Raw genomic sequence first — 25,606 nt, 5'->3', positions numbered from 1 at the left:
GACATGAAGGTAGCTTCGTCAAGGACCGTTTCGCTTCTCATCTGCAGGGAGTCAAATGATATCTCAAGCGTCTCGATTTGCACCGGATCAGCCTCCGAAGTTATCCTGCGAGTACTTGACTGAGCGAGTGCGAGCCTTGTTCGGCCCGCATCCGTTCGCCTCCCAGATGTCCGGAGACCAGGTCGCCAGCCTGCTGCCTGAATACCTAGCGATGTCACAGGCGTTCCCGTACCTGCAGGCAGGGTCGCAAAGGGACCTCATATTCGATGCAATGCATCAAAATCGGGACATTGGGAGGGACATTGAACTGACCAGCGTGGTCGCGAATTTTATCTGCTGGGATGAGACCGGTGGCCATGGCGGGATTCTCCGGGGCGGCAAGGCGGCGTTGCCCGATATTCTTTTGACAGAAAACTTTCACTCCAACCTCTTGAGAAAGGATGCTGCACGACTACTCGGCAGAGCGATAAGGCCCAACTATAGCGACAGGACGAAGCAGTACCTGCATTCTCTCTATGCCGGATTGTCATCGAAAGACCCCCTGGTTCGTTGCGCCTACATGGTCGCCTTTGAGCTCCATGCTGCAGACATGATCCAGTCGCTGTGGACCACTCTGGTCAAAACCTTCAAGGCGCGGCCGGACGATCTTGAGTATTTTCGCGGCCATGTCGGCGGAGAAGATCCCGCGGAGAAGTACCACGGAGAAATGACAGGCCGGCTGATTGGTGAACTTGTGCAGCCTGGCCTTAATGATCGCTTTTTGAATGAATTCGGCCGAGCCTATCGGCTCAGCGTCCAGTGGTGTCGCGATCTGCTCGGAACGGCGGCGCGTACGGGAGATGATCACTCCGAGATGCAACATCATGGCCGTTGTCATTGCGGCGCTATCAAATTCTACGTCAATGCACCTCGAGAGCTCTCTGCAGTTCGATGCAATTGCTCAATTTGTCAAATGTCTGGATTTGTCCACTTGCTCGTACCTGGCGATAAGCTGCGCATCGAGTGCGGCGAAGAGTTCCTCACGACATACCAGTTCAACAAGAATATTGCGCGGCACACGTTTTGCCGGCTTTGTGGCGTAAAGCCATTCTATAGGCCGAGGTCGAATCCCTCCGGGTACAGCGTAAATATCCGATGTCTGGATAGAAAGACCATCGAGCACTTAAGAATATCTGAGTTCGATGGCGCGCATTGGGAGCAAGCATTCCTGTCAATGCAGCAGGACCCGGAGTCATGCTTCGAAGATCAAAGGAGTGAGCTCGAATGGCGCGCGCAATGAAAGATAAATCCTGTCTTCTTTCAGAAGAAGTCCTGACAAAGTACCGGATTGAGCTGCTAGTAAAGGGGTCCGTCGTAATCGCCCCGCAAATGTTATTCACTCAAGACGACATAGCCAGGATCGATCAGCTGCAGGCTGAGATTCCGGAAGAAGAAGTGCGGGAGGGAGATGCGGGCGACTTGCACAGCGTCTTTGTCCAGCGCGTGAGGGTAGACCCGCCCGGCCACGCGCCTAGCAACGTGAGTGGTACTGCTTCGGGTCAGATCATGGAGCTGCTCGAAAGTAGAGATCGCAGCTTCGCGCTAAGAAAGATCTTCGGAGCATCCGCAGATTACGTGGTTCGCCGATGCCAGATGCATCGTATGCCGCCGGGGTCCTTTATCGGCATTCATTTGGATGCGGCGAGTGATCCGGATTTCGAGTACTCGGTGATTGTGCAGCTAGCGAGAGACTTCGACGGCGGTGAATTCGTGGTATATCCAACCGGGTACGAACAACACGTATTCCGGCCGCCATTTGGCGCTGTGCTTGTCACAACCTGTAAGGTCCGGCATGAGGTAAAGCCGGTATCAAGCGGGGAGCGCCGATCCCTCGTATACTTCTGTTCAAAACGCAGCGGCGTGAACCGCCGGATCATCGAGGGTTCTAACGCTCGGCCCTAGCGTGCCGCGCCTGATATGGGTCTCTGCAAATCGTGGGCTGAGCGAGCTCTCCGGGGAATTGATGGCTTTCCCATCTTGCGGGTCCTTCGTGAGGTCCGACACGAGTCTGGTCGCAAGCGATGGCTTACATTGATCGTACGCGTCCGGTGACGGCCCCTAGTTGGGCGTCTTGAGCGGATGGCCGACCTCGCTCATGGGGCATGAGCGACGTTCTGAGGTTACCAATTCCGGGCGTGAGTTCGTGGACGCGCTTGGCGAGATGATCCAGCAGGCAGGCCAGCACAAGCCTGTGGATCTAGGGCTTGGCTGTGGCGATGAAGTGATCGCTTTGGTCGTGTCATTGTTACTCCAAGCTCTGCGCCCCGATCCGGGCCTTTTCCTCGCCCGTCCATCGTCGGCGACGATCCCAGTGATCACCTCGACGCGACGATCACCTTGCTACTGGCTCGAGCATGGTATTTGCCATCGTTCCTCCTCCACGGATCCGCTCATGCCGAGCTGTATCGCGGGCGCCGAAAGGGGAGCGGTTGGGGCCTCACGCCGTTACAATGGGCCGAATATTTCCACCACAATCACCACAATCACGAGGAGAGTGGTCGCAAAGGCCATGATGACCATTCCGCTGCCCGCAGGTAGGAGGCTGAGAGGCGAGGCGATAGGATTGCAGATCGACGGCATCACACGGGGCGGGAGATTGAGCCTCTCAGTGCTATCGAAGATATAGCTAGTCGGGCGTCGGGACTCACGGACCACACATCCAAAGCTGGGTTGCATCCCCGCGGAATTGTCAGCCAGCTGGTCCCGACCGGGGTTGTCCGGCGGCTGCCCGGGAACGAGCGGCGTTTGGCTGTAGTAGGGACCACCATGCTTGGAGCTCGGTGCCACCTCGCGCAGAGCAGTCTGCCTGACAAATGCGGAACTTGCGCCAGCGGCCACATTCATGGCTTTTGCAACTCCAGATGCAAGCAGAATCAAAGCCAAGTCGAACAAGATCAATCGGATCAGCCTCATTGGGGCTCCGAAGATAGCTGCTGCGGCCGCGTTCTTTGCGGCAACTCCTGCTCCTATGCAGCAATTTACGTGCCGGCAAAGTGCGGTCTTTTGGGGCCGCTTATTTCATAGTGAAACTCGCATAAACCCAAGCCAGCGAGTGCAATCGCGCATCGTATTGTCGAGTTTCAACGTAGGCGTCGCAAATCGGCCAAGCAGGACGTGCAATGCGATTAGCTTTTGGGGTCGGCAACTGCGCTGGCAGCCTTACGCCATGACGCTCGTCGCTGTACAAGCTTCGGCGCACCGCTGGTCTCGTCCGGGACGAACAAGAGCACTCTCATAGGGCCACCATTCATCGTCCGACCAAAGCTTGCTCGGTGATTGGGGCACCTTCGTCGCCACGTGAAGGAAGGGAGGCGCGCGTTCCCGGTGCGCGATGGTGTATCCCAGGCTTCGAAGCGATGAATTGAGCGGCTGACGATGTTTGCTACGACTTCAATAGTCGGTGTTGCTGATCGTGGGCCGCGGGCCTGTTCGGCGCAATCACAACGCACTCCACAGTGCCAGCCTTTTCATCGGCAGCAAGCGGGATCACGCCCTCCTTACGTGTGTGGTCGAATATAAGTCCATCCTTGACGAGACGATCATGCGCCGCCCGGAAGGATGCTGATCGCACATTTCTCACAGATAAAATAACGTTACAGCCGAAATAGTCGACGCCTAGCAGCCGGACGGCAATGTCGTGTAACACCGAGCCGCCACCCCAGCGGCCGTTCGCTTCATTGAACAGCAACCGCCCGTCTTGTGCGAAAATGGCGTCGATGTTGATCATTCCGCGATACCCCAGGTCTCGCGCGAGTGCCACAAAACGGTAGGCATGGGCCTGGGCAGCTAACAATTGCTCTTCCTCCAAGTCGCTTGGAAGCTCAAGTCCCGTCCGGATCAGAGCTCTTTCGGATCGGTCTGCGCTTTTACGCAGACGTATGCTTCCACTATTGACAAAAGCGATTGATGCATCATCCTGGATTGTATACTCGAGATAGAATAAAGATCGGGCCAAGTGGTACGATTCCACGACCAGCGTCTTACACGAGGCTGTTGTCATCTCAGACCACAATGCTTCGGGATCAAACGACGGCCACGAAACCCACCGAGTATCTCTGGCTCCAGGTAGCGGATCGCTCTTATTGCTGGTCAGGATGACGTTTCCAACTCCACCAGCTCCATTATCCAACTTTACAATGACCGTGCCGGTCTCGGATTTGAGGGAGGTGACGGCTTTGAACAGTCCATTTGGGTCTGTCGCGACTGATCCATGGGGGAGCGGAAGTGCAACGCTTGTTGCCAATTGACGGAAGTGGCTCTTGCGATTCAACAGATCAGGCCCGCGCTGCAAAGCGAAGTCGTCACCGGTCTTCGGTATGCCTAGAATGGCCGCCAAGCGTGCGACGCCTTCAGTAGAGTAGCAGGGATACAATTGCCAGTCTGATTTCTGGCGAATATGTCTTTTGAGCCGCTCGACAACAGTTTTGGACAGTAACGTACAATCATCGAGGATTGTCGATTGGCGGCTCGCAGGTACAAGCAGGCGAAGAGCCGATGAATGGAAATTGAGCGTTCCGCCAATGAAGGATAACAGATCGGCCGGGATCACTACCGGAGAGACTATCAGGTCGCCCTCCTGAGCAAACCACGCTGAACGAAATGCCGAGTTGGCGGCCAGCGAAAGTTGAGCTTTTGTTAGGTGGGCGCCCGACATCTGAGGCGTACCGGCATTCATAATCAGGATTCGCGGCATTCTCGACCTCCGGACATCTGGTCGTGATCAGGATGGGATCGTCATGGCAACCACGAAGTCGTTGCCATGCCGTGGCAAGGCTCTGGGAGAGGGGAGAATTTGCGCCATCTCGATGTCACCTGCGATGCAGCGGGAGAGAACGGCCCGCCTCGAATCTGCCGATCTCAATTTATGGCTCGGCCGCGTATGAAATGATCTCGCAGAGCCCGATAAACGGGCTCTGACCAAACATGGGCGATCAGCGCTTGCGCCTCGATCCGGCAGTCGCCGCCGCTTGGTCACATAAGCGGCGGGTGCGTCTTCCCATCGAGCAACGGCTCGACCGACCAGCATTCGGCTACATTTGGATGTTCCGTAAGCACTCGCTCTATTCTTGCTGGAAAGATATTCTCGCTTGAAATAATCGAGAGTTGTTTTGCCGCGGTGAAGCGGAATAGATCCATCGGCCTCGCAGTGTCCATTGTCGCCGGCGAGGCTGGGGATCTCGAGTCGGGCTCCTCTCATGGCTCTCCAAGGCGCGAGCGATCCGCTCAATGTATCGATTGAGGATGACATAGCTGGACGGCTTCCGTTCGAAATGAATCGCGGTCTTGTCAAAGGTATAGGTAGCGCTTCCCTCGGCCGGGGTGGAAAAATTCAGCTTGCTATTCATGCGTGTCAGGTCCGCGCATTCTGTTTGCGCCACCCGCAACGGCCCCCCAAATCCTGACGAGGCCCCGGTCATATGCTTCGGCTGGCGCTTGTACAGGCTGTGCTCACACGGTCTTGGCGGAAGCCTTCTTTTAATGGCTGTCATGGGGTGCGAACGATGGATATCGCTCGAGGGAAATCTGCCGATCGATCGATCACTCCGCTCTGCTCAGCTGCGGTGTGCATCTTCCGGTAATGATCGGCACACCACGAAGAGGTCTTCTTGCCGCGTTTTTGATATACAGGCTCGCCGCACATATAGGCCGCTCTCATATCTCCATCTTTGAAATCGATGATGCAACGGCACTGGCCTTCAACATGATGAACTAACAGGACCTTCTTAAGGCCATCGCGGTCTTTCAACTTGCTGCTCCAGCCTGCCAAACAATTTCTTCCGATGCCGCGCTGGTCACGCGGAGTCGCCCGCGCGGGCCACTCGTCGAAACCCGCGCGGGCTCACCATCTGCCAAACCTTGCACGGTCGAAACGCCTTGCCAGGTGCGGAAAGGAGCTTGAAGGTGGCGGGTTCGGCGAACTGAGTTTTGTGCGTTGCTGCGCGAGACGAGCAGCTTCAGGAAGCGGGCGCCACCTAAGCGCTTCCGATAGACTTCCACGTCGATCAATTCTGACCTTATCGGCTCCCGTGGCGAAGTGGCCGCCGGCGGCCATATTGTCAGGATCAGAAATGCCGAACCATTTAGAGCTACGTGCGAGCTCTGGCGCCGCGATCGGAACTCGCTGCACAGCCCTCCCGAGCGAGGGACTATAGACAATGAGGAGCATGACCGGCCATCGGTCAGCGGATATGACCAGCTGAGGCATTCGCAGTCCCTCACACGATAGGTGCCACGCCCGAGAGCGTACGATTTAACGTTACGTCAGATTCAAGCCCCTTTTTTGCGGCCTATGAAAACGTGACCAAGGTAATGCTGGCCCAAGCAGTCCCCCAAGGGGCTATCGCGAACATGTAGCGCCGCCGTGAGGGGGGCGAGCCCCAGTTAATGAGGGCCATTGAGGAGAGATCCAGCGAACGCGTCGGCGGCGTACCCAACGCACGTCGCCGCTCGCTTCCGGCGAAATTTGGAGTTGCTCAGGGGGCGTATGCGGGAATCACCATCGGCGGTCAGTCTGAGAAGGCGAGATATCGAAGCCAAGCTTGGCAAGTGTTTTTGGCGTTTGCGTAAAGCGCCACGCTGGCCTGCCAGTCTCTCGGCATGTAGGCGGCAACGGCGCACCTAATGCGCTCTCAGCAGAACACGTCGTTTTGCCTCGAAAAGATGCTCATCCAGGGTATCGTGCAGCGCACGCCGCAGCTCTGGCGGGATGGAGCTATCTGTATCGATCAATTCCCGAAACTTCCGGATGATGTGTTCTATTGTTGCGATCGTTCCCAGTGTTTCCATCCTCTGCCAGGGCATCATCCATTGTCTCCTTTGGCGCGTAACGCACGTTGCGCCGCGGGTCCTCACCTCAGCAACCGGGCCGAGAACAGCCTCTAGTCGGCAAAGGGGTGGCTGTCGGACACCTGCTCAGCGCGAGTTGTTTCGTCAGCGGCGCTCACTCAAATTCCGCAGAAGTGGCGCGCATTTGCAGCTGCAATATTCTTGCGCACGTAAGCTGCACTCTTGATCGCATTAGTCGAGCCTCAGCCAGCTCAGCTTTAGGCGTTTGAAACCGCAATCAAGCGAGTCAGCCGGGCGGCTGCAGCGCCGTGATCAAGTGATTCTTGGCCAAGTGCCACGCCTTGCTGTAGGTTCGAGGCACGACCGGCCACCACCAGTGCCGCCGCCGCGTTCAAAAGTGCGGCATCACGAAAAGGGCCTGGGAGGCCGTCGAGCACTTTCTCTAACGCAATGGCATGAGACTCGCAATCACAGCTCTCCAGCGCATCGGCGCGGTAGCGGGGGAGCCCGGCTTCTTCCGGCGTCACTTCGAACGTGCGGACTGTACCGGCCTCGACCGCAGCAACAAAGCTTGTCCCGGCGAGGGATATTTCATCGAGCCCGTCCGAGCCATGAACAACCCATACCGAATCGGCACCCAGGTTCTTCAAGACGTACGCCAATGGCTGCACCCATTTGCGAGCGAAAACTCCAAGGATCTGCCGCTTGACGCCGGCCGGATTAGACAAAGCCTCGATTAGATTGAACATTGTGTGGGTTCCAAGCACGCTTCGGATCTGGCTGATGCGCTGCATCGCAGGATAGCCGGCTGACGCAAACATGAAGCCAATGCCGGCTTCGTGCACACAACGTGCGATCGCATCAGGCTTGAGATCGACCTTTACGCCTAGACTCGCCAACACGTCTGCGGTGCTTGAACGCAAAGTCGCAGCGCGGTTAACATACTTGGCGACAGGAACGCCGGCCCCGGCGACGATGAAGGAAGCGCACGTCGATACGTTGAGCGGACGCATCGCCCCGTCGCTCGCACCAGTGATATTGATGGGGTCGCATTGCATTTCCACCTTGGGCATTAAATTCCGCATTGCGGACGCGGCGCCGGTGACTTCTTCGACTGTTTCGCCGCGGACTCTCATCCCAATCAACAAGCCACCGATCTGCGAGGGAGTTGCGTCACCCGACATCATGCTGTCGAACGCTGACGCAGCCTCCTCGCGCGTCAGTATGGCGCCCGTGGCAACTTTCGCGATGATCGACTTGAGCGGTTCCATCGAACTGTGCACGTCCCTTGTCCAATCTGAGCTGCGACCGTTCAGCCAGACGTCTTTGCAGCCGAGTGCCTTGTTGCAGCTGCCTGTCTATTCGCACTCGCTATGCCGCACTTGTCCAACAGGCGGCCGACAGATGAAACGTGAGCATCTGTGGCGACGCTACAACCTGACGCTACGTGAGGGTCAAGCCCTCTCCATTCGATGGTGCCCTAGATAGGACGCCGGCGGCTGGTCAGAGGACTGCAGTCGCTTGATACCAGAACAATAGCGTCGTCTCGAGCCTGCTTGCCGGCGATATTAGGAGGGTCACAAGGCTTTTGGCTTCCGGCGCCGCCGTGGCGGGGGCCGCCGGTTAACCTTCGTGCGATGTGCTGCACGTGAGCTGGGACGACTTCTGGTAAGGAGCCGGGCGGACAAGTCGTAGCACCTTCACTTCGATCTGCTGCTCTGATTGCCGATGTCCCGCCCGGAGATCACGTATCGGCATTGCTGACTGAGGCGATCTTGCTTGGATCTGAGGCAGACAGTGATAGCAAAGCGATCTGGTATATGACTACTACAAAGGCGTAACACGTCTTCCATACAGGCCTCTTTCTCCTCTGCGGTCGGCGCTTGATCAAGCGCGTTGGCTGGCGCGAGCATGACCGTTGTCATTGCCAGGCCAAGAGCGATGGCGCCGTAGCGAAGTCCGAGGTCCGAAGCCAACTTAGTTCGTTGTTTCTGAATCATAACATTCCTTCAATTCGGGTGGGGTGACGTTTTGTTCTTGCTGTGTGCGGAGCGCATCATCTGCCAACCGGAAAGCTGCGGATCTGCTTAGCTGGCTGTCGGCAAGCTCGTTATTCTACTTTGCGGTTCTCATTGTACGGAGCCCGTCATCCGCCGGGAATGACATTCGATGAATCGGGGGTAGGCCTGCACCGGATGGTGTTAGGCTCTCTATTTCGTCGTCCTGGGCTAGCGTACATATTTGAAGCATTCGCAAATGTCGTGATGTCAGGAATCCCCTGGCTCTCAGTGGTGATCCCCACTTGTCCCAACTCGTACAATCTAACGATGCATGCGATTCAAAGTCTCTTCATAAGACCGATGGTCTAAAGCTGTCGGGGGCTGTGGACTAGGGATCGACCGCTTCGGCAGCCGAGCCACGAGCGTCGCTCCTACGTGATGATACGGAGCGTAGGTGTCGCAATTGTTTGATCTACGAATTGCATGCTCTCGGCATGAATCCGAAAAGCAAACTCTACCAACCCGATCACTGGCGAGGCCGCGCGCAAGCAACGCGAAAGAAGGCGGCAGCGCTCGTTGACGGGAAAGCAAAAGACAGGTTGCTTAAGATTGCCTTCGAATACGACAAGTTAGCGCAGCGCGCCCTCGTGTGGCGGATGCGCAAAAATGAGGACGATACGTGGCCTGAGCAAGAGCTGTAAGCGCTGCTACGGCCAATCAAGGCTTCAGCCTTTTGAACTATACCCAACCCAAGGGCGAGGCTGATATCGCTCAACAAGCAAGTCAATCCCGCCTGCTCCGAGCGTTGCGGGAGCGAGGAGCGAGGCGGCCGGGCCGTCCTATGCCATAGGACGTGAGGGCGGAGCCGGCCGCTTGCCCAACGTTCCTTCAGGTCTCTTTGCTTCGTCAGCTTCTCGAAAGCTAGCTTTCACATAACGGTAATGCGGAGTACCAGTTCTCACTTGCAGTCAATCCGTTGCGCCTAACGAGGAAGCCCGGATGCCACCTGCGCGGTACGTCGAGCTGCTACTGGTCATTTTTGGCACTTAGCCGCGGCCGCAACGGCATATCAGTGTCTTTCATTTCAGACATCTGGGTTATGCGTCGGAATTCCTATTGCGGTCGCCGGAACAGCGCACTCTAAATCCAGGTCGCAGCGCGAATTGCGCGCCGGCATCAGGTTATTCGCAGCCGTGGCGGCTGCAGCATGCGATAGGCCCTAGAAGCCTCGCGCGGTCGCCATGCACGGGAGGCTGTCAGAAGAAGGCTGTGATGACCAAGTAGATTCCAGCCCAAAGCACCGCATTTATGAGAAGTGCGACGAGGAGCTCCCAGTTCCACCTTCTCTGCGGTTGCAAGGAGGGACGATCGGCGCCGAAATGCTTGATCATTGGGGGCTTTGTTGCGCGCGAATGTACGTCTCATTGCGCTGAGCGCCGGCCAACAGAAATATGCCAAGCTTTGCATGCCTCCTATCACTCATAAGCTAGCAGTCCTCTCTTCATAGGGCGGTAGGAGAAACGATGTTCGTTGCGTCGCGACCACTCGGCCGATTGATTGCTCGTGTATCTTCGGAACGGCAAGGTCGCGTTCGGCCCACGCAGCAAGCTACATGCCAGAAGGTAGAACTGTCGGCAGCGCCTTTCATTTGATGGGTTGGTCAAACGGAGCCGCTGCGCGACGTCGGAGTCGCGACATTCCTGTCGGAAACAAAACCCGCATTACCGTGTGCAACGAACACCGGCGGCGACGCCGGTGATGCTGTGTTGAAGATGGGAGTTTGGCCTCCCGGAGCCGGCCTTCAGGGGCAGGCTTCAAACCACCTCATGCTGCCGCGTTCAAAAGGCGCGGTGGTGAGCGATGAGGAAAAAGGCGGTGAATGAAACCGTCAGGTAAGTGACAAGAAGATGAGTGCAAGCGAACCGCCGATGACGTATCGAAATGGGTTCAAGATGCTGTCAAGACGGGCGTGGGGTAGTAGCGCTCGGAGGAGTGTGGGCGGAGCCTGTTTACGGCCCACGCGGCAGCCGGTGCATAGGCGGCATGATCTCGTCACAGGCTTCAACACGGAACGTCGGAACCTGACGCAATGCGTCAGGGGCGGAGCAACCCGTAATAGTGAGGAAGCGGCTGTAATGGCCGTGGAGCAAAGGGGTTGCGTTATCCTGCCGGCGTCACTGCGCCAACCGGGAAGACCGGGAGGAGCACGGTGAACTCCGGCAAACCGTTGCCCATCACCAAGCGGATGGTGTGGGAAGCCTATAAGCTTGTGAAGAAGGGAAAGGCGGCGGGCGTCGATGGCCAGAGTCTCGAAGACTTTGCCGGCGATCTTGAGAACCACCGCTACCGGCTGTGGAATCGGTTGGTGTCAGGAAGTTACTTCCCGCCACCAGTGCGGCGGGTCGAGATTCCTAAGGCCGGCGGTGGGATTCGTCCTCTTGGCATACCGACGGTCGCGGACCGTATCGCCCAGATGGTGGTCAAACGGTGTCTGGAGCCGGTGTTGGATGGAGAATTTGATCCGGACTCCTACGGCTACAGGCCCGGAAAATCGGCCCATCAGGCCATAGAGCAGGCGCGTAAGCGGTGCTGGCAGCACGACTGGGTCGTAGATCTCGACATCAAGAGCTTTTTCGACACGATCGATCATGAACTCTTGATGCGCGCGGTCTATCGACACACGAAAGCTGACTGGATCCGGCTCTACATTGAGCGGTGGCTTAAGGCTCCGGTCGAGATGCCCGATGGATCGGTTCGGGCGAGGACGACAGGCAGGTCTCAAGGGGGTGTGGTCAGTCCAATCCTGGCAAACTTGTTCCTGCACTACGTGTTCGATGTTTGGATGAAGGGGTCTTATCCCCACATTCCGTTCGAACGCTACGCCGACGACATCATCTGCCATTGCCGCACGCGGCAGGAAGCGGAGGAACTCAAATCGGCGCTGGAACGACGGTTTGCTGACTGCCATTTATTGCTGCATCCGGAGAAGACTAAAGTGGTCTACTGCGCTGACAGCAATCGACGGCGGTCCTACCCGCAGATCCATTTTGACTTCCTGGGCTTTAGCTTCCGCCCCCGTATGGCGAAGAACCGGTGGGGCAGGATCTTCACCTGCTTCCTTCCGGGCGTGAGTCCGAACTCTCTCAAGGAGATGAGGGCTCGCATTCGAGGATGGCGCTTGCCTCAGCACTCGCCGCTTCCGCTTGAAGACATCGCGCGTAGTCTCAGCCCCGTCCTTCGGGGCTGGGATCAATACTACGGGCGATTCTACCCGACGGAACTGCGTAGGCTCTATGAGTACTTCGATGAGCGCCTCGGCGCGTGGCTTCGGTGCAAGTACAAGCAACTGAAGGGCCATCGGGGACGGTCGTTGCGGAAACTCAACGAGATGGCGAAGCAAAATCCAAAGCTCTTTGTCCATTGGCAAAAGCTTGGACGGGCTACGGTTGGATAACAGGAGCCGGATGATGCGAGAGTATCACGTCCGGATCTGTGAGCGGCCGAGGGTGAAACTCCCTCGGCCTACTCGACAGCAAAAGGTGAGCGCCTCGCGAGCGTCATGCCGTATGACCTTGCCCCGTGGACTTAATCCAGATTGAAGTTCGCTCTGGCCGATATGAGGACCAGAGCATGAAGCGCAGCCGCTTTACGGAAGAGCAGATCATCGGGATTTTGAAGGAGTACGAAGCTGGCGTGTCGGTTGCCGATCTGTGCCGGAAGCACGGCGTCAGCGATGCCAGCATCTACAAATGGAAAGCCAAGTTTGGCGGGATGGAGGTCTCGGAGGCCAAGCGGCTGAGGACGCTGGAGGATGAGAACACGCGGCTGAAGCGGCTTTTGGCCGATCGTGGACGCCCACGGGATGAGCGAACGGCGGGCGTGTAAAGCCATCGGCTGTTGCCGCATGACCATCAGATATCGGACGACCCGGGCGGACGACGCGGCCCTACGCCAACGCATGAGAGCGATTGCCGAGGTGCGCCGTCGCTTCGGCTATCGGCGCCTGCATGTTCTGCTCAGGCGGGAGGGCTATCTGGTCAACCACAAGAAACTGTTCCGGCTCTACCGGGAAGAGAGGCTCGCGGTCCGTCGCCGTGGTGGCCGCAAGCGGGCGCTCGGGACCAGGGCGCCGATGGTGGTGCCGATAGCGCCGAATGACCGCTGGTCGCTCGACTTCGTCTCGGACCAGCTCACCGATGGCCGCCGCTTCCGCATCCTGACCGTGGTCGACGAGTGCACGCGCGAATGCCTGGCGTTGGTGGCCGACACCTCACTCTCCGGCACCCGTGTGGCGCGGGAGCTGGACCGGCTGATGATTGAGCGCGGCAAGCCCAAAATGGTGGTCAGCGACAACGGCATCGAATTGACCAGCAACGCCATCCTGACATGGGCCGACCAGAGCCGTGTCGACTGGCATTACATCGCGCCCCGCAAGCCGACGCAGAATGCCTTCATCGAAAGCTTCAATGGCTGTCTCCGAGACGAATTGTTGAACGAGACGCTGTTCACGTCGCTGGCCCAGGCCCGCGTCGAACTCGGACATTGGCGGGCCGACTACAACGATACGCGACCTCACTCGCAACTCGGATGGAAAACACCATCGGAGTTTGCCTTCACCTGCAACCCGCGACGGGATCTGGCGCTGCGCTATGCCGATGGCTCCGCGCCAGCTCCCGCCGCTGCCACCGCCCAACCGAGCAAATCCAACAGCCGGGGCGAACTCAGGACCGGATAAAACTTGATGTGGTGGAACGGCCCGCTCCAACAGCATCAAAGTGCTAGAACGTGGTCGTTGTTCGAACGCCACAAAGGAGGGACCGTTCCGTGAAACAGGTTATCACCATCGGGCTGGATCTGGCCAAGCACGTTTTCCAGGTTCACGGGGCGGATGCCGAGGGCTCACCCGTGTTCAACCGGAAGCTACGGCGCAGCGAAGTTCTGCGTTTCTTTGAGAAGCTGCCAGCATGCCTGGTGGGGATGGAAGCATGCGGTAGCGCCCACTATTGGGCGCGCGAGATCGCAGCTCTCGGTCATGAGGTCCGGCTCATTCCGCCGGCTTATGTCAAACCCTTCGTCAAGCGTGGCAAGACGGATTCGGCGGACGCTGAGGCCATCAGCGAAGCGGTGACCCGAAAGACCATGCGCTTCGTGCCGATTAAGACGGCTGAGCAACAGGCTGCCGCGATGGTGCTGAAGACCCCGCGCTCTTCTAGTGCGGCAGCGAACGCAATCGGTCAACGCGTTGCGCGCGCATCTGGCAGAATTGGGGATCATCGCCACCGCCGGCCTGGCAAAGGTTGAGGCGCTGGTCGCAATCATACGGGATGAGACAGATGCACGCCTGCCCGCAGCAGCGCGCTTCGCGCTGATGGCTATTGCCGACGAGATTGAAGCTTCAGCCGACCAGATCGAGAGGCTCGAGCGCGCAATCGTCGCGGAGGCCAAGCACGACGAAGGACATGCGTCGGTTGACCACGATCCCTGGCGTCGGCGCCATTACGGCGGCGACCATCAAAGCGCTTGTGCCGGATCCCGGCGGGTTCAAGTCGGCTCGCCACTTTGCCGCCTGGCTGGGATTGACGCCGCGGCCTCATTCAAGCGGAGGCAAAGAGCGGTTGGGACGAATATCGAAGATGGGAAATCCAGAACTCCGCTCTATCCTCGTTGTCGGGGCAACGGCCGTCTTGCGGCTTGTCCGAAACGACGTTCGGGCGCGGCCGTGGCTGAAGGCGCTTCTCGCCAGACGCCCCTTCAAGGTTGCCGCCGTCGCGCAGGCCAATAAGACGGCGCGGATCATCTGGGCGCTCCTGGACAAGGGTGAAATTTATCGGCGTCCCGACCCATTGGCGATTGCCGCGGTGACGCAGTGACCGCCAAAACGATCTGACCGGCGCAGGCCGGCAGAGGGCGAGGTGCAACAACAGGCGATGAACCCATGGGACGAAATCCCGAAACGAGTGAAGCTACTGCCCCCAATGCGCTCAAGCGCGTAAACTTGATTTAGCTCCTCGTTCCGCGGATCTCATCGAGGCCAGCGGCCATATTGTGCCGCGCGCAAAGGCCGGACATATGACCGCACCGTTCCAATGTGTGAAATCGACTGAAAAAGCTCTTGCCTCGCGGGCCGTTCCACATATGGGGGCAAGGTCACGTAGCCAACGCGTTAAGGGCCGCATCTTAGTGAGGCCTATAAATCGAGCGATATTTGCAGTGGCAGCCAATGAGATCGGTTAATCATTGTTCCTGACCGTTAGCTGACGATCGAGGTCGCAGCGGTCCGCTGGATGTGCCAGCTAAGAAGTGCATTCCAGACGTCTGCGGCTATGTACGAGCCGATTTGGACGCCATAAAACTGAATGGTTTTCACATAATTGACGCATTAGGACTGTTCAGCCTTTGCGAGAAGGCCGCAAGGGATCAAGTACACTCCCGCAGAAGCAGCAATGTCGCCCGGAGCTATCTGGTGCGGCAACTGCGAGCATCATGAAGTCTGGATTCCGCCGCCAATAGGAGAGCATGGCATGATGAGGGACAATTCATTGAAGACGAGATGAGGCCTCAAGAGCCGCCGACTTCGCATGCTCAAGCGTGATGTGCGCTCTGCCGGCGATGAGCAGTGAATGCCTGGCACCGATCAAGACTGCTTCGCCGCGGAGAGGCTCAATGGCGGACTTACATAAGTAGCGGGAAGATTCGATCGGCGGGTCGCCTAACTCAACGTACAGATCGTGCCGCCGCCCGTCCTCAGGCAACCGGCGGCACCGAGCGCAATTCGAGCACCAGAGGCATAACTAGAGGAGCGTGAGTGATGATAGACATCTACCGCTTTTGCGGATGGTGCGTTGTAGAGTGGTTCAGGAAAGCTGGGCCGAGAATCGCGGAGGTTGACTTGTTGCGCGACAACGTCCTCTACGTAGAGTTCAGGGCTATCCGAGAGGCAAAGGAGCGGGCGTGCGAGCGCAGGTGGTAGACAAGCTGGAGGCGGGCCGGGTGCAGCATGGCCGGTTCGCGACTGCTCCGGGATCAGGCCCTTGCGGTCTCTTCTTTGTGCAGGGGCCTTGCGGGTGTGAACTAAAGATAAGTGCATTTGTCCGTCCTGGGTGGGAGCATGTCGCTGTTTCGACACCGCGGCGTTGTCCAAACTGGGAGGAGATGTGCTTTGTCAAAGACATGTTCTGGGATGAAGAAGAGTGCGTCATGCAACTGCATCCGCCACATTCGCGTTATGTGAATAACAGCCGATATTGCCTTCATTTGTGGAGACCCATTTATCGAGACATTCCGATGCCGTCTCCGAGCTTCGTAGGCGTCGTTGGATTGAGTCCCTCAGATGCGGCAACGTTGTTCGCGCGGATGAGCGCGACAGCATGACGGACTGAGTTTACAATATCCGAGCACAAGGTGAGGCCGAGCGGGTGCACAAGCACCGGTTCGGCGTCCCGATGAGAAGCGGGTGTATGTCAGGCTCGCTCGGCCGTTGCGGCGTGCAAGGCGGGCTGAGATGAAATGCCGCTGTCAAACAGGAGCAGCCTCAGAGCGAACAACAGCATCTCGCTCGCTGATAGCCGATCACGGGGCGAACTGGGGACGCGAATTGCGCGCTCTTTGGAGGCGAAGTTTTGGGCGCCGGGCGGCGCGGCACGATGAGGGTGAGATCGATCTCAAGCCCACGACCGAGCCTGGTTTGGTGAAGGCATCGTCTAACGCAGCCATCATCCTGACTGAAGCTGAAATTACACGAGCGCGACCTCTTTCACTGTGCAAGAGTCACTAGCTGGTCGGCCACCGCCTCACACCTGCAGCAGCGCCCGGAAGCTGGGACTGTCGCACAGCCAATTTGCCATGACGGCGATAGCTTCCCTAAGCTTGTGTGGTGGCCAGCTCCTCGTCAGTTTGCCGCGATATCGGTCGCAGGCAAGATGTGAGCAGCGCGCCCTCTGAGGAGACGCACGCGGAAGAAGCCGGTGAACCAGCATGTATAATCGAGTCGATGGCGAATACGCACATACTGAGCAAGCTGAGGAATCGAGTTGGCCCGCAGACGGTAGCGAATGTGCCCAAACACTCACCGAAATCGCGCGGCTGGAGAGCCTGGCGCCCGGCGAATTGTTCGATAGAATGGGGCTCTGCTTCAGCAAGCCGCATACCTCAGATGCAATCGATGATAGTTCAAACACCTCGGGCCTCAGCACATCCTCTCTGTCCTCCAGCTCCGAGTTATCCGTTGCCACTAGCCCTGTCCGTCCTCTGTTCGATTACAGGACGGCGGAATTGCCCCAAGCCAATGTCAGTGGAATCTGTGTTGGATTGGCCGCGGAGTGGCTCCTTGATCTCCCAAGCAGCGCTTCCTCCCGAATGGGGGTTCTGCTCCCGGGCACGGAAAATCACCGCTCGGCGGCAAGACGGCAGGAACAGTCTGAAAAGCTTAAGACTCAATTGAAAGAGGATAAGGCGGAAGGGTCTCACAATTTCCAAGCAAAAAGCACAATCTTGCGTGACGCCGGCCTAGAACCATCTGCTGAAGAGACGCGATATAGGTTTGGTACATCTTCGTGCATCGACAAGATCGTAAACGAGCTTGCGCAGGATCCATCCGTCCATTTGGTCAGCTTGAAATTCGTCCAACCTGGCGCCGGCACCCACACGATTGCAACGGCAACGTCGAATGGAACGACGATCCTCTCTGATCCTAACTATGGCGAATTTACTGTTCCGTCAGATCGGGTCGGAGGGTTGTTTAAGAGTCTTGCCGAGCGCTATAGCACCCTGAACAAACGTGATATTTCGGCGGTCGTCACACAAAGGATCAGGTATGGGCATCCCAATGCAACGGACCTTGCCCTATTCCCGCGCGCGGAACCTCATCGGTAGACACGAGGCAGCCGCATCGCCCGCCTTGTTTCACCCGCCGCGGTTTCTGTGGATGTTCAATCGATGCTCTCGATGGAAGTTCTCTGGAAGTAGTGCAGAGAGGGGAATGTTTAGCGACATAGGTTCGCCGGTCACTGAGGTTTGTGAGCCCCGCGCCATCGCGTGTCAGAGCAATCGCCTGCGCTTCCTCTCAGGCCGGACCGGCGGCCCGTTAGGCTAACCTCCTCGTAGGGTTGCGTTACCCGACGCCCAATCGCGCTCAGGGGGCCGGTCGGCAACCAAGCATCCACAGAGTCGGCACTAGCTGGAGCCGATCTGCTTCGGAATCACCGCCAGCCGCTTTTATAGTGAGCTCACCAACCAAATAGCTGCTGCCGGGGGCATCGGCTTGCCGTCGCACCGGCGCCTCAAAGCCAGTCATCGCTCGCCACGAGCTCCGCGACAATCCGCCTTCTCTCGTCGCTGGACTTGATTGACGGCTTCGGTGAGGACCTCATCCGCGATCTGACTCAGTGATATTGCAGCGCTGTGTTGTTCCAAGCTTCTCAATGGAATTGTGCGCCGAGCTGGAGCACTCTTTCACGGATTAAAGTGCCGAATAGTGCGAGTGACATCGCGAAGTTTGGACGAGGAGTTCCTGCGCGGAGCGCTCGCATGGGGGGTATTTAGCTAATTCGGATGACCGGCGCCCGGTAGCGTGGATCCGATTACGCGGGAAGCAGCGGGGGCGCTGGTCGGGTGGATGGATCAGACGCTGTCTCTGCCGCGCATGCGCGACTGGTTGAAGTTAGCAGGAGCGTGACTCGGCGCCGAAATCCCCACGCATACTCGGGGCGAGCGCTGTCCCTACCACGCGCCGCTAACTTCAAGAGTCATTGTACACCGAATAGCTGTCCAAAAGCTGACGAACCCGACGGCATGCATCCGGCGAGAGCGCCTGCGCGGGTTCATGCCCTGCTGCCTAGCACCCAGCCATCTGCCTAGTGGACGACCAACGTAAAATATCGTTAGCATAGACACATTCCATCCCCTCAGCGCGTCGTGCCGGACGCGGTCCTGTCGCCGCCAAGGAACGGTCACAAGCAAGTTGAGCCGGGGCCTGCCGCCGCGCACATGGATAGGCCGATAGGCCCATGGGCTGTATTCTTCGTCGACTGGCAGGCTACAGACCGCTCGCTGCAAAAAACCCTGACATTATCGCCAGGGTTTTGCATGCCATCGAGAATTTAAGGAGGCCGATCAGAAGTCCATACCGCCCATGCCGGGGGCCGCAGGCATTGCTGGACCAGCCGTAGCCTTCTTCGGCAGCTCGGCAACCATCGCTTCCGTCGTGATCAGCAGCCCGGCCACCGAAGAGGCGTTCTGGACCGCGATGCGCACGACCTTGGCCGGGTCAATGATACCCTTGGAAACGAGGTTGCTGTACTCGCCTGTCTGGGCGTCGAAACCAAAAGAGTACTGCTCGTTGTCGAGGACCTTGCCGACTACGATCGAACCGTCCTCGCCGGCGTTGATTGCGATCTGGCGGGCCGGCCAGGACAGCGCCTTACGCACAATCTCGACGCCGGTCTTCTGGTCGTCGTTCTCGGTGCGCAGACCCTTGAGCTGCTCGGAGGCACGGAGCAGGGCGACGCCGCCACCCGGGACGATGCCTTCCTCGACTGCCGCGCGGGTCGCATGCATCGCGTCATCGACGCGATCCTTGCGCTCCTTCACCTCGACCTCGGTCGCGCCGCCGACGCGGATCACCGCGACGCCGCCTGCGAGCTTGGCGAGACGCTCCTGGAGCTTCTCACGGTCGTAGTCCGAGGTGGTCTCCTCGATCTGCGCCTTGATCTGGGCCACGCGCGCCTCGATGTCGGCCTTCTTGCCGGCGCCGTTGACGATCGTGGTGTTCTCCTTGTCGATCATCACCTTCTTGGCGCGACCGAGCATGTTGAGCGTGACGTTCTCGAGCTTGATGCCGAGATCTTCCGAGATCGCCTGGCCGCCGGTCAGGATCGCGATGTCCTGCAGCATGGCCTTGCGGCGATCGCCGAAGCCCGGAGCCTTGACGGCCGCGACCTTCAAGCCGCCACGGAGACGGTTCACGACCAGGGTCGCGAGCGCTTCGCCTTCGACGTCCTCGGCGACGATGACCAGCGGCTTGCCGGTCTGCACCACGGCCTCGAGCAGCGGCAGCAGCTCGTTCAGCGAGGAGAGCTTCTTCTCGTTGATGAGGATGTAGGCGTCGTCCATCTCAACGCGCATCTTGTCGGCGTTGGTGACGAAGTAGGGCGAGATGTAGCCGCGGTCGAACTGCATGCCCTCGACGACGTCGAGCTCGGTCTCGAGCGATTTGGCTTCCTCGACGGTGATGACACCCTCGTTGCCGACCTTCTTCACCGCGTCGGCGAGGAATTTGCCGATCTCCTGGTCGCCGTTAGCCGAAATTGCGCCGACCTGGGCGATCTCCTCATTCGAGGTGACCTTCTTGGAGTTCTTCTGAAGGTCCGCAACCACAGCCTCGACCGCAAGGTCGATACCGCGCTTGAGGTCCATCGGGTTCATGCCGGCGGCAACCGACTTGGCGCCTTCTCGCACAATCGCAGCGGCCAGGACGGTCGCGGTGGTGGTACCGTCGCCAGCAGCATCCGCAGCCTTCGAAGCGACCTCACGCACCATCTGGGCACCCATGTTCTCGAACTTGTCGTCGAGCTCGATCTCCTTGGCGACTGCAACGCCGTCCTTGGTAATTCGAGGTGCGCCGAACGACTTGTCGAGCACGACGTTGCGGCCTTTTGGACCGAGCGTGACCTGCACGGCGTTGGCGAGAATGTCGACACCGCGCAGCATACGGTCCCGCGCGTCTACTCCGAACTTCACTTCTTTGGCTGACATACAAAATTCCTTCAGTCCCTATTAATTCATCCTTTGGCGCGCCCGATGGGCTCTCCTCAGGAGGGGTGAGCTGCGAGCTGTGAATTAGGCGGCTTTCTTCTTGGAGAAGACATCGGTGAGAACACCCATCACGTCGCTCTCCTTCATAATCAACAGGTCTTGCCCATCGATCTTGACCTCGGTGCCGGACCACTTGCCAAACAGCACGCGATCACCGACTTCGATGTCGATCGGAATTAGCTTGCCGCTATCATCGCGGCCTCCCGGGCCAACTGCAACGACTTCGCCCTGCGATGGCTTTTCCTTGGCAGTGTCGGGGATGATGATGCCGCCGGCGGTCTTCTCTTCTGCGTCGATGCGCTTGACCACGACGCGGTCGTGAAGCGGACGGAATTTCATAGAGGTCTCCTGAGCGTGTGAACAAGTTGAAGTTAGGCACAATGTGACAAGCAGCCCGTAGCAAGAGTCAGGCCAGAAATGCGCTAAGCGATCTGCCCTTCCAGTACTGCTGAAGCATTCAGCGGCTGCGATTGTGTTGTCCAGAAGCAAACGCGCAGAGGTGCACCAGCCCGCCCGGCTGTCGTGAAAATGACATTGCGTTTCTTCGAATACTGCATTGATCCCGGGAAGACTTCAACGTTGCTCCGGTGGTCGTTGAACAGGTCGAAAGGCCTCGCGTGTTGGCGGCGGTGCTGGCATTGCACATGATTGCCTGACGGCACCATCTAGCAGCTGTGGCGGGCAAAGCGTGCGGTCCACAAACGGTGTCCAGCGGCGGTGCTCAAACCCTACTGACTTCACCCTGGTCATCGTGCCGGCAGCACTTGAAGAAATTTGCGCGCGCCGCGAAAGCTTGATTGCGCCGGACATCGCGCACCGCGGTGCTTTCACCGGCCGCGTTCCTCGCCGGCGATTCCGCGGAAGAGATTGACGGGAGCTACTATCTGAGATGGCGGCCATCAGCCGACAGCGCACATTTTTGCGCAATTGTCATCGAGATGAGGGGCTGTTGCTATGCATAAGGGGCCACTCTGCTCGGCACGTGCCATAGATCATATCCGGCAGGTGGCGCTTGAACGAAAGCGTTCTTTCGGCCGGCGAAAAGCCAGGACGGCGATCTAACTCACTGAGGCCGCATTTTCCGGCGATAGGGTCGAGATTGCATCGCGAGGTGCTCGATAGATTCCCTCTACTTGATGTCGATGGCATCCAAACAGCTGTCGAGGATCGAAGGGATTGGCGGATATAAGAGCAATATACCTTGATATACGTTGTGCAGCTGCTTCCGGCGTGTGATCGGCTTCCAAGTCGAAATTCATCCGATCTCCGCGCACCATGGAAGAGCATCTGTGTCATCCGTAGAAGTACATCAGCACATCGTCTCACTTCTGCAGAAGCCGAATCCCGTCATCCTGGATATTGGCTGCAATGATGGGACTGATACGCAAAAGTTCCTCGAGCTGTGCCCGCAACCCGAGCTTTACTGCTTTGAGCCCGACCCCCGAGCGATCGCGCGCTTCAAGAAGAAGCTCGGTCCATCCCTCAATAAGGTGAAGCTGCTAGAAATCGCCATCAGCGACCGAAACGGGACGATCGACTTCCATCCGAGTAATGCAGATGGGGATGCGAAAGATTGGGACCTGTCCGGCTCAATACGCCGCCCAAAGAACCATCTTACCGAGTATGATTGGGTCCGGTTTGATCGGCCTGTCTCGGTTGAAACACGGCGGCTGGACGACTGGTGCAGCGAAGCCAAATTGGACGGAGTCGATTTCATCTGGATGGACGTTCAGGGAGCCGAAGCCGACGTTATCGCCGGCGGCATGCGGACCTTGAGCAACACGCGCTTCATCTACACCGAATATAGTGATCGCGAGCTCTACGAAGGGCAGTTGAGCCTGCAAGCCATTCTTAGCTCATTGCCATCATTTGAAGTGGCGGCTCACTATCCGCGCGCAGTGGAAGGTGATGTATTGCTCAGGAATACGCGTGTCTAGCAGCTACTCAGATCTAGCGTCTCATTCATGCAGCGCCTGATCAGCGTACTCTGTGATGGCCGTAGCTGCACAACGGTGATCGTCAAGGCGGGCGGCTATCGTTAGCCCGATTGGTGTGCGGTTTCGAGCCGGCGTGAACGCCAGCCGGTCCATAGGGAGCGGCCAGCGCCATGGTAGTCAGCGGGTCCATCCGATCCTGAGGAGCTAAGGCCGTGGTGCCGTGGCGATCGAACAGCCGATGTAGCAGCAAGGCGTTCGCACATTCATGACGTCGCTTCGTCGGTTCCGCTCTACCGGCAGTCGCCAGGATCTACTGCCGATCACGCCAAACCATCGCGCGGCCTCATCGGCGCGCCCCAAACCGGTCTAGCTTGCTAATGTCACTCCATCCCAACGGCAGAGGGCTGGCTGTATTGGAGGGCTGACATGGGTCTCTTCAGCCGGAAGATGGCCGGTTAGGCGATGCGCGATCTCATGCGGCCGCAGCGTCTCTTCCGCGCCGTCGATGCCGATCCGCCAGCCGCGGCCAAGAGCCAGATTGATCCATCATTCCGATGGAGGTGCACGGTACGCTTCACATCAATGTCGTACTGCCCTTGCCAGTGTCGGCGTGCCGCATCGATAAGCGCAAGGTTGAGTGCCAGGATATTGCGCCGTGCAGTGCTGCACGGTGCGCCCAGGCGGCACAGCCCGTGAGAGTCGAGCCCCGTCGCTCGGTGATTTGGAAAGTTCGTGGGTTGCCGTTGCGCAGAAATTCAGGTCGATCCCGCTCGGCAATCCATTCGCGTGGCCTGTGGTTTGCCCGCGCCTGATCCCTTTACTTCATGGAAAGCCGGGCTGTATTGCAGTTCCGAGCAGGGCGAGGCCAGCACTCTGAAGCGTTCCCTCGTTTAAAGCTGCGTGCTGGGCAACCACGAAGCTGTCGCACATGGCGCGTGCTAGGTTGCTGCTGGTATAGAGCGCCTCAGTTCCAGCAAGACCGCTCGAGATCCTGCAGACCTCAGCGCCCTGCCGCGCGGCGTTCGTCGCGGCGAGCCGCACTTGCATCGTGGTGCTCAGATTTACCCCGCCCGTGAGCGCTTGCTTCCACAGCTCTTCCGTGGCCTCGTAAAAGAAGGAACGAGCGGAACGTAGCATAGATTCGGCTTTGGCGATTTCAAGTTGGACATAGCCGCGCTCAGCCATCACGGGCGCTCCAGTGATCGAGGCGCGGCTTCCGGCCATGGCGATCACCTCGTCTATTGCGGCTCGCGCAATCCCGATGCCGACGACCGCATGCGCCTGCGCAGCGAAAGCGACGGACGGATAACGATAGATCGGCCCATCAAGTGTTGCCGGACCGCCGCGGATCAAGGTCCATTGCTCTGGCACAATGACGTCGCTGACGACAACGTCGTGGCTTCCGGTGCCTCGTAGTCCGATGACGTCCCAATTGGGCCGGATTGTCACCTTCTCTGCCGGAATCACCGCTACACGCGGGAGGTCTCCGGCCGGATCGTCTTCCAGTTTTATACCAACTCCTATCAAATCCGCCCCGGGCGAGCCGCTAGCGAATGGCCACACGCCGTTCACGACAAATCCGCCGGCGCATCGCCTGGCGGGCTGGAGCGGGAAGAGCGCACCCGCCAATACGACGTCAGGTCCATTGGCGTACACTTTTCGAAGCGTGTCGTCCGGAAGAGCAGCGAGGTAGCGAGCTCCATCCCCGAAGCTGGCGACCCAACCGGCGGATCCGTCGGCCTCGGAGATGCGCTCGATCTGGCGGCAAAATTCGGCTGGTGTTCGCTCCTCGCCGCCGAATCGCTTCGCGACCATAGCCCGATAGATACCGATGCGCCTGAAGCCGTCGATGATCTCTTTTGGAATTTCCTGCGCGGGGCCAAACTCGTTGCGACGCGCACGGATCTCGACAAGTAGCGGCGACAGATTATCCCAGGTCGCAGCCGCGGTGTGGGATACAGGACATTGCTTTTCGGGTGAAGCGTTCATAGATCGTCCTCCGCGTCTTGTGCCGACCATGGTCGTGCGTCAGCCATTGACTGCGCACGGGGCGAAGCTGGGTGATACGATACCGGCTGGAGGACATTCTCAGAGCTGTCGCAGTTGATATCGCTTGCATGAGATTGCGCACGGTAGCTTCCCAATTTAAGGGCCGGGAAGCCAGACTGAGATGTAGCTGTTGCCGTTGCATGGAGGCTGGCCGGCAAAACAGCCGGTAGACGGCGGCGCGACATCGGCCCGTGGTTGCCGGGCTGGATCTCCGGCGGCTGGTCGGGGGGGCATGCGATGTCATGTCTTCTCCATGGACGTGTGCTCATACGTCGGACAAGCCGGGTCGAGCCAAGTTTGGAGTTCCTGAGCTATGCTCGGGAGGGCGCTCAAGCCTGCGACTTAGTTTTCCATCGTCTCAGCAATCGGCGTGCCATTAAGCATGTCTGCCGGCCTTGTCCGAATCTCGCGAGATCATTCCGCCGCGCCGTGCCACACATGCTCGTGTCTTCGTGTATACTTTCCGCCAATGTCATTGACTCAACAAGCCGCAAGCAAACCGACAGAAGCGGACCTCGATCGCCGACCGGCCAGATTCAACGTTAGTGCCAAAATTAAGACCCGCTCCGATCTCCCGATGCTACCAACAGCCCAATAGCTGTTCGTGCGACTGCGGGGAGCGCCTGGTTAGAAGCGGACCTCCAGACAGCTGGTGTTCAGCAAACGCACGGAGCTCAAGACGCTGAATTACGCGATCAAATCTGTTCGAGGCACTGCAAGAGTACCCGGCTCATGCAAGCAAAGACAAGGCGCGCTTCGAAGAGGCCCCGGGGAGCTTAGGAGGCTCGTTGCAGCACACGAGCCGTCTACCTTCTGTCCTACAGGACGCAAGAAATTCGGGCAGAATTCTGACCTGTCGACCTCTTTTGCAGCCGCCGGCGCCTCCCTCTTCGGCGGTTTTCCAATGCTGAGATTTTGGCCGAGCTTGCCAAATTCGCGCAGCATGCCTGCGCCACGAGCGTTACGACTGATGAGGGATCCACG

At 58.4% G+C, this 25,606-nt stretch carries 15 protein-coding genes and 2 pseudogenes; 9 read left to right on the top strand and 8 right to left on the bottom strand.

Annotated elements, in window-relative coordinates; all coding sequences use genetic code 11:
- Positions 1 to 127: 127 nt before the first annotated feature.
- Both AAFG50_RS35365 and AAFG50_RS35360 read left to right on the top strand, forming a co-directional pair.
- The gene (locus AAFG50_RS35365; RefSeq protein WP_014497805.1) at positions 128 to 1,279 is read left to right on the top strand and encodes a GFA family protein; all 1,152 of its coding nucleotides are present in this window, start codon (positions 128 to 130) and stop codon (positions 1,277 to 1,279) included.
- Positions 1,264 to 1,941, top strand: coding sequence for a 2OG-Fe(II) oxygenase (locus tag AAFG50_RS35360; protein ID WP_014497804.1), 678 nt, complete (start codon positions 1,264 to 1,266; stop codon positions 1,939 to 1,941). Before AAFG50_RS35365 ends, AAFG50_RS35360 begins: the two co-directional genes overlap by 16 nt.
- 543 nt (positions 1,942 to 2,484) lie before the next feature.
- Here the strand turns inward: AAFG50_RS35360 and AAFG50_RS35355 are convergent.
- The 5 genes from AAFG50_RS35355 to trpD form a co-directional block, all read right to left on the bottom strand.
- Positions 2,485 to 2,952: a hypothetical protein gene (locus AAFG50_RS35355; protein WP_018647484.1), complete on the bottom strand. Its 468-nt coding sequence runs from the start codon at positions 2,950 to 2,952 to the stop codon at positions 2,485 to 2,487.
- A gap of 469 nt (positions 2,953 to 3,421) precedes the next feature.
- Positions 3,422 to 4,732: a peptide ligase PGM1-related protein gene (locus AAFG50_RS35350; RefSeq protein WP_018647485.1), complete on the bottom strand. Its 1,311-nt coding sequence runs from the start codon at positions 4,730 to 4,732 to the stop codon at positions 3,422 to 3,424.
- 792 nt (positions 4,733 to 5,524) lie between these two features.
- Positions 5,525 to 5,785: a hypothetical protein gene (locus AAFG50_RS35345; RefSeq protein WP_131234242.1), complete on the bottom strand. Its 261-nt coding sequence runs from the start codon at positions 5,783 to 5,785 to the stop codon at positions 5,525 to 5,527.
- 872 nt (positions 5,786 to 6,657) lie between these two features.
- The gene (locus AAFG50_RS35340; RefSeq protein ID WP_014497801.1) at positions 6,658 to 6,843 is read right to left on the bottom strand and encodes a hypothetical protein; all 186 of its coding nucleotides are present in this window, start codon (positions 6,841 to 6,843) and stop codon (positions 6,658 to 6,660) included.
- Positions 6,844 to 7,082: 239 nt separating this feature from the next.
- On the bottom strand, positions 7,083 to 8,096 hold the full coding sequence (gene trpD / locus AAFG50_RS35335) for an anthranilate phosphoribosyltransferase (protein WP_028175834.1): 1,014 nt from the start codon (positions 8,094 to 8,096) through the stop codon (positions 7,083 to 7,085).
- 1,196 nt (positions 8,097 to 9,292) lie between these two features.
- On the opposite strand from trpD, the gene AAFG50_RS35330 reads away from it, so the two are divergent.
- The 6 genes and pseudogenes from AAFG50_RS35330 to AAFG50_RS35305 all read left to right on the top strand — a co-directional run bounded on the left by AAFG50_RS35330 (position 9,293) and on the right by AAFG50_RS35305 (position 17,696).
- Positions 9,293 to 9,526: a hypothetical protein gene (locus AAFG50_RS35330; protein ID WP_014497799.1), complete on the top strand. Its 234-nt coding sequence runs from the start codon at positions 9,293 to 9,295 to the stop codon at positions 9,524 to 9,526.
- Positions 9,527 to 11,034: 1,508 nt separating this feature from the next.
- A complete protein-coding gene (gene ltrA, locus AAFG50_RS35325; RefSeq protein WP_014497798.1) occupies positions 11,035 to 12,279 on the top strand; it encodes a group II intron reverse transcriptase/maturase in 1,245 nt (414 codons plus the stop codon).
- 176 nt (positions 12,280 to 12,455) lie between these two features.
- Positions 12,456 to 13,560: pseudogene (locus tag AAFG50_RS35320) on the top strand (IS3 family transposase).
- Between the two features lie 89 nt (positions 13,561 to 13,649).
- A pseudogene (locus AAFG50_RS35315) lies at positions 13,650 to 14,695 on the top strand (IS110 family transposase).
- Positions 14,696 to 15,633: 938 nt separating this feature from the next.
- Positions 15,634 to 15,795, top strand: coding sequence for a hypothetical protein (locus AAFG50_RS35310; RefSeq protein ID WP_014497793.1), 162 nt, complete (start codon positions 15,634 to 15,636; stop codon positions 15,793 to 15,795).
- A 1,004-nt stretch (positions 15,796 to 16,799) separates the two neighbouring features.
- The gene (locus tag AAFG50_RS35305) at positions 16,800 to 17,696 is read left to right on the top strand and encodes a YopT-type cysteine protease domain-containing protein (protein ID WP_011084854.1); all 897 of its coding nucleotides are present in this window, start codon (positions 16,800 to 16,802) and stop codon (positions 17,694 to 17,696) included.
- A gap of 1,239 nt (positions 17,697 to 18,935) precedes the next feature.
- Here AAFG50_RS35305 and groL read toward each other — a convergent pair.
- Together groL and AAFG50_RS35295 are read right to left on the bottom strand one after the other, a co-directional pair.
- The gene (gene groL, locus AAFG50_RS35300) at positions 18,936 to 20,576 is read right to left on the bottom strand and encodes a chaperonin GroEL (protein WP_014497791.1); all 1,641 of its coding nucleotides are present in this window, start codon (positions 20,574 to 20,576) and stop codon (positions 18,936 to 18,938) included.
- 84 nt (positions 20,577 to 20,660) lie between these two features.
- On the bottom strand, positions 20,661 to 20,975 hold the full coding sequence (locus tag AAFG50_RS35295; RefSeq protein WP_014497790.1) for a co-chaperone GroES: 315 nt from the start codon (positions 20,973 to 20,975) through the stop codon (positions 20,661 to 20,663).
- 950 nt (positions 20,976 to 21,925) lie between these two features.
- Here AAFG50_RS35295 and AAFG50_RS35290 point away from each other — a divergent pair.
- Entirely contained in the window at positions 21,926 to 22,573 is a 648-nt protein-coding gene (locus AAFG50_RS35290; RefSeq protein ID WP_011084858.1) for an FkbM family methyltransferase, read from the top strand.
- Between the two features lie 822 nt (positions 22,574 to 23,395).
- On the opposite strand, the gene AAFG50_RS35285 is transcribed toward AAFG50_RS35290, so the two are convergent.
- Positions 23,396 to 24,562 (bottom strand): flavin-dependent monooxygenase, encoded by a 1,167-nt coding sequence (locus tag AAFG50_RS35285; protein WP_014497789.1) that lies wholly within the window; start codon positions 24,560 to 24,562, stop codon positions 23,396 to 23,398.
- Between the last annotated feature and the right edge of the window lie 1,044 nt (positions 24,563 to 25,606).

It is taken from the genome of Bradyrhizobium sp. B039 (assembly GCF_038965675.1).
GTDB lineage: Bacteria > Pseudomonadota > Alphaproteobacteria > Rhizobiales > Xanthobacteraceae > Bradyrhizobium > Bradyrhizobium diazoefficiens.
The sequence above is the reverse complement of the archived record's forward strand: the minus strand, read 5'-3'. Positions and strand labels throughout refer to the sequence as shown.